Source organism: Methylocaldum sp. (genome assembly GCF_039794385.1).
Taxonomy (GTDB): Bacteria; Pseudomonadota; Gammaproteobacteria; order Methylococcales; family Methylococcaceae; genus Methylocaldum.
The window spans coordinates 1-5,953 of sequence record NZ_JBDIVO010000283.1 but is presented as its reverse complement, the minus strand read 5'-3'; the positions used below and the strand labels follow the sequence as shown (position 1 = coordinate 5,953).

Below are 5,953 nucleotides of genomic sequence, written 5' to 3'. Positions count from 1 at the left end.
CGCCGACGCGGACGTGCGACACGGCAGCATCGGTGGCGAGCACGTCCTTGGGCGTGCACAGCTGCCCCACCACCGTGATTTTGGCGTCCCTGATCTCGGGACGCGCAAACGGATACGGCCAGCGCTCCACGGGCAGCACGAAAAAGGGATGACTGTGCCCGTGGGCATAAGGCGTCCGGAAGTGATGGGTCCCGCCCCGCCCGACCACGAAGTAGCGGCCGAGGCATGGCTTGATATCGATCACCTGCATGACGTAATTGCCGCAGAATCCGCTGACGTAGCGGCCCAACTCGAAACGGATGCGGTAGCGCTCCATCTCCTTGTCTTGAACCAGGCGCGCAAGGCCGGTGCTGAAGGCGGTCCAATCGAATTGTCTATCCGGCTCCCGATAATTGATGCCGATACCGCCCCCGACGTTGAGGTGCCGGATGTCCAATCGGTGTTCTTCCTGCCACTGCCGCACCTGATAGAAATAGGCCGCGAGCAGACGCAAATGGGCTTCCGCGTCCAATTGGTGGGACAACAGATGAAAATGGAAACCGCGGAGACGGATCTCGGGATGAAGGTCCAGCCAGGCCAGGCACTCGGACAGCCGGCCGGCCTCGATGCCGAATTGGGTGGCGCGGCCGCCCATGGCGAGGGAGGTCGCCGGCACTTCGTCCAAGGGTAGATTGAGGCGCAGCAGCACCGAGGCGGGTTGCCCCGCCTCGCGCGCCAGCCAAGCCAGCCGTTCGAGCTCCCACAGGCTCTCGACATGCAGCAGTTCCACTTTGCCGCTCAGGGCGGCGGCGAGTTCCGAATCCAGCTTGCCGGGTCCCCCGAAGATCACAGGGATTTCCCGGAAGTGTTCACGCACGAGAGCGAATTCGCCGCCCGAAGCCACTTCGAAGCCCGCAACCCAAGGCGCCAGTGTCTCCAGGATCGGCAAATCCGAATTGGCTTTGACGGCATAGAACAGCTCGCAACACGAGGGAAGCGAGGACACCAGATGAGCGACATGGCGGCGCAACGCCTCCAAGTCGTAGACATAAGCGCAGCAGGGTTCGTCGGCTTGATACGTGAAGCGCCGGACGGCGGCGACGACCCGGTCGTGGTTGATCGCCATCCTACGGCTCCCCGGCTTGGGCCAAGAGATGCGGAAGCGGCACATAACCTGCGTCGCGATCGGGACGCTTGAGAAAACGGTTGATGAAGTTGGCCTTGGCCGGCAGCGGCTGGCCCGCCAGAAGGGCGTTGATGCGCCCGGCGGAGCGAAGATCGCCGTAGCGCCACTGATACTCGCGAAGATGATGGCGCAATACGGTCCACAGCCGCCTTTCCAGGCTAGGCCCCATTTCGCCTAGCTGTGCGATGGCTTCGCAGAAATTGTTGACGAACAGGCAATAGGCGATCCGGTTCCACCCTTGCTCTTCGGAATAGAAAAGCGCCTGCCGCGCCCGCTCGCTGACTCCCTCCAGTTCCTGAAAAACCCGCCGTTCCCGCACCAGCTTGACCCCTTCGAAATCGCGCAGCCACACGCGGCAGGGCCTCCCGCCCCGGATGCCGGCCAAGACGTTTTGCAGATGCGGTTCGAAGACGAGCCCAAAGCTAAAGAAACAGTGGAAAACGGGATAGAGGAGATGTTCGACATAAGCATCGAACCAGCTTTCCGCGGCGGCAGCTAGGGACAGACCTTCGCGTTCGGCCAGGCGATTCACTGTTGCCATGAGCCGCACTCGGCCCAAGGAACGGTTGCCGAACAGGGCTCCCGCCAAAAGCGGCGTTTCCCCTTCCGCCAAGCGGTCTAGCCCCTCCCGCAGGATCAGTCCGAAGCCTTCGGTCACGGCCCGGTTCTCCTGCCTATCCGAGCCGTGAAGATCCAGCGAAAGAAAAGCCGGCTCTTCGAGCACCCTGAATTCCGGAAAGAGCCCCCGAATGGCGGGCAGGTATTGCCGCATGATTCGAGTCACGGCAAGGGCTCCCTCCAACTCGTAATGAGCATTCTTGCGCACGCAATTGGTGATGCGGACGTTCAGCGACAGCTTGTAGAAGTAGGGGTTTTCGGGATGGAACAGCGTGCGGATCGAAGAAGTCGGAAAATAGGCCGGCCCTCCTATTCCAAGGTCGCGCAGCCGATCCTCTCGAAGCGCTGCCCGCACCAAGGGATGATCGAACAGGTAGCGCGCCTGCCAGGGATGGACGGGCACCACGGCGAAATCGTCGTCGGTCCTCGACTCGGCAGGCGCCCGGAGCCGTATCAATTCTTCCGCGGATTCGGAGAGCAGCGACTCCTGGACCAAATGCTCGCGGCGTACGGCGAAGTAGTACAGCGGAAACGAGGTCCCAAGCTCCGGCGAATAACGCTGCAGATCCTCCGGCGAAAAGCCTTGGCGGCTCTTGGGCGCGGGATGGAAGGCGTGACCGAAGGTCAAGGATTGTTCGGATTCCAGGTAGGCTGCCAGCGGTTCGGCCGAAAACGCCTCGGGCTGAGATTTCGCGAGAATCGTTGCCGTGACGGCGACGCTATCCCGGATCTGCTCCATCAGCTCGGCATTGAAAGGCAATGCATGCCGCAAGGCCATTTCCCTGAGCAGCAAACTCGAGAGCATTGTCCAATCGAGGAGCGTCCAGGGTCTTCCCGGCAATTTGTAATAGGGTTGGGAGCGGTAGCGGTAATTGCCGGTAGGCGACGGCGCATCGACGACCACGAGCAGGCGGCTTCCGATCGAGGACAAAAGGACGTGCATCACCTGCCCTCCGGTACGGTGCAAGGCGGCGCGCAAGGCCAGCGGCCAATCGCTTTGGCCGAACAGGGGTCCGATGCCGATCTGTCCGGACGGTCCCGCGACTTCTCGACAATAACAGTTCAGCAGATTTTCCATGCAGCGCCGTCCGGCCTGATCTTCGGCGGACAGGATGCGATAGACGCTTTGCAGAGCTCTTTGCGACATGATCATCTCCTTTAGGTATTGCCGCTGGTTAACGGGGAGCAGGCCCGGCCTGTCGAGCAAAAGGCGGCGACGGCGACCACCGCCGCGCCGAGCAAAAACGGGGCATGCAAATTCAAGGATTGAGCGACGAGGCCGGCGGAGAGACCGGCGGCCACTCCAGCCCATTTGGAGCTGCTGTCCAGGCGACCGAAGGTTCGGCCGGCTGTGCGGTGATGAGCCGCACGGGCCATCAGGCTGTGCAGGGCGATGAAACAGGCGGTCATGGCCAGCCCCATCAAGAGCCGCCCGAGTCCCAAAAGGGCCGGCGTCGGGGCCAGCGCCTGCCCGATCAGGGAGACGGCCAGGAGAATAAACCCCGGCATCAGCGTCCTTTCCGGACGAACCGAATCGAGCCGGCGGCTCATGGGAGCGGCGCTCAGCAGGTAGACGAAGTGGGGCAGACCGAACAACAGCCCGGCGAGCGTGGCGGTCAGATCGGAAAACGACGCTTGGGCAAATGGGATGAAATAGGGAAAGGTCACCACCGTGGCGAAGATCAGGGCGAACTGCAAGGCGCAAAGCCGGAATAGCGCACCGTCGCCGGGCATGGAGCCCGATGTGTCCTTCGTCCTGGCGGAAGCTGCAGTCGAGCCGTCCGGAAGCCGCCACAAGAGCAGCGCCGCCGAGAGCGGCAGCAGGGCCAGATAGCAATAGATCCGAACCGGCGAATCCCACGCCATGAACGGCCCGAACACCGCCGGAGCGCCCGCCAGGGCGGCGCGCGCCGAGCCTTGCGTCCAGGTCAGGCAGCGGCTCAGCTGATTGCCGCTGACCACGGTCGCAAGGTAAGCATTGGAGGCGGCGAAGGTGCCGCCCAACACGCCTTGCAGGATGAGCGCCACGAAGAATGTCCAAGGGTTATCGCTGAGGCCGGCGAGCAGGAAACTTGCCGAGAGACCCAACTGGGCGCGCAGCAGGGAGATTTTCTTGCCGACGCGGTCGGCCAGCGCCCCCCACCAGGGACCGGCGAGCGCCGCAAACAGGGCGGGCACGATGTAAAGCCCGCCCACGAGGTAAGTCTCCTCACTGTGGAACGACTTGCCGAGGATCACCGCGAAAAAGGGCGGCAGCCCCAGGGCGGCGAAGGCGGACACGAAGTGACAGGCGAGCACCGCGGTCACCGTACGGCGCTGAAGCGGCGTCATGACGGATCCCGGAGAAAATTGGGGGCGGTTTTCCCGTAGAACTTGTTGACGTCGGCAGCGCCGGTCGCTTGCCTGGTTTGCAGGCTTGCGGCGGTAAGCAGATATTTGAGGTAGTGCCGGTCGTCTTCCATTAGAACCCGGCGGGCCAGGCGGGCGTCTTCCCCCTGCCCCTCCAGCTCGGTCAGGATAGCTTCCAGCTTGCCGCGCACCCCCACATAGAGCTCGCCGGCGGTCCATCGCCCGGTGGCGGTCAGCCCTTCCAGCGGGGCGGCGACGTTGAGCTGAAGAGTGATGGTCAGAAACATCTGTGCCAGCGCCAGCTCCTCGTCGACCACGATGCGGCGGTCCTGAAGACGCTCGACGAATTTCCCGAGTTCGGGCCAACGCCTTTTCAGCATGTCGCCGTGAATACGCGGGGCATCGTTGTCCTTGAGCAAAATCCGGAGCCTTGGGGCCTCTCGGCTTATTACCAGGATCGAATTCTGCTGGTTGGATTCGAGGGCTATACCGTAACGCAGCCACAGCAATAGATGCACGCGCAAGGTAAGATCCCAATACGCGTTCAGAAAATCTTCCAGACGACCGTCGAAAAAGCGCTCCGCCACTTCTTCGGCCACCAGCCGTCCGTCGGGCGTCGCGGCCGCCAAACCCGCGACCGGCAGCAAGGTGGCGTGCTCCAGTCCCGCGGGATAACGGCGGAGAATGTAGCCGAGGAACGGCAGATGATCGACATGGGCGCCGCGGCTTTCGTCGGTCAATAAAAGCAGGCCGGACAGCCAAGGCTCCCGTTCGGCGATGCGGCCGAGCAGCGTCTGCACCGTGTGTCCGTCGGCGATGGTGCTGGGCTTGATGGTGCGGATGTTTTTGCCGCCCAGGGTGCGGATGGTAAGGGGCAGCTTGATGTGGGTATCGGGCTCTTCGCGCACGACCACGGTGCGCACCGAGAGGGTCGGCAACACCGAAACGCGGCTTTCCGGAGCGGCGATGACTTTCGAACGAAGCCCATGCTCGTCCAGCAGACCGTCCAGCCGCCGGTTCCACAGGAACGGATGGACCGGCAGCAGCGCGTAGTCGGCCTCGAGACGGGATGCCAATCCCACCTCCTCGAAAGAAGGCCACCAGATTTCCCTGCCGGGAAACGAGGTTTCTTGGCAGAGATCCTTGGCGACCGCCAGCCAGCGCAACGGGAACGGACGCTGAAATTCAGGTCCGTAAGCCGAGAGATCGGCCGCTTCGAACCCCAGCTTGGCCCGCGCCGTCGGATAAAAGGGGTGATCCAGAAAGGAAGCGAGGCGCTCGTAATAGAGCTGACGCTCCGGCCAGTAGAGGCTATCCGCCGGTGTGCGCGGTGCCGCGCGCAGCTCGGCGAAATAGCGCTTCCGCTCCGCTTCGCACAAGACGCCGTGCTCGATCGCCGCACGGCATTCCGTTTCGAAATCGGCGAACAGCGCGGAGGCCTCCTCATCCAGACCTTGACGGAAACATGCCAGGATGTCGGCGATGTCGGACAATCTTTCATGCCGTCCGTCTCGCCGCCGAATAAGGGGCAATTCGTCCAAGGTCAACTCCTGAAGAAGACCCTCGCGGCGCACCGGAATCCATAAGCTGCCATCCCCGAGATGGTCCGCGACCAGCCATTGCTTCGGCCGTCCGCCTTCCGGTAAGGAGGAAAACGGAGTGGGGCCGGAGCCGACCAGCCGGCCTCGGCTGACAATCTCCCGGAGGTTCTCCCGCAGCAGGGCATCCACGACCCGGCGGCAGATGTAGTCGGCCTGGGAAGACGGCGCCAGCGTTTGCGGTGCCGCGCTCATTATTGGAACTCCCAAACCAGGGAAGCGG

Annotated in this window: 4 protein-coding genes; all 4 read right to left on the bottom strand. The window is 63.0% G+C overall.

Annotated elements, in window-relative coordinates:
- A partial coding sequence (locus ABJK70_RS18690; protein WP_347258745.1) for a type III PLP-dependent enzyme occupies positions 1-1,105 on the bottom strand: 1,105 nt, incomplete at its 3' end.
- A gap of 1 nt (position 1,106) precedes the next feature.
- Complete coding sequence (locus ABJK70_RS18685; protein WP_210023829.1) at positions 1,107-2,930, bottom strand: IucA/IucC family protein; 1,824 nt, start codon at positions 2,928-2,930, stop codon at positions 1,107-1,109.
- Positions 2,931-2,941: 11 nt separating this feature from the next.
- Positions 2,942-4,114: an MFS transporter gene (locus ABJK70_RS18680; RefSeq protein ID WP_210023828.1), complete on the bottom strand. Its 1,173-nt coding sequence runs from the start codon at positions 4,112-4,114 to the stop codon at positions 2,942-2,944.
- Positions 4,111-5,925: an IucA/IucC family protein gene (locus tag ABJK70_RS18675; RefSeq protein WP_347258744.1), complete on the bottom strand. Its 1,815-nt coding sequence runs from the start codon at positions 5,923-5,925 to the stop codon at positions 4,111-4,113. Before ABJK70_RS18675 ends, ABJK70_RS18680 begins: the two co-directional genes overlap by 4 nt.
- Between the last annotated feature and the right edge of the window lie 28 nt (positions 5,926-5,953).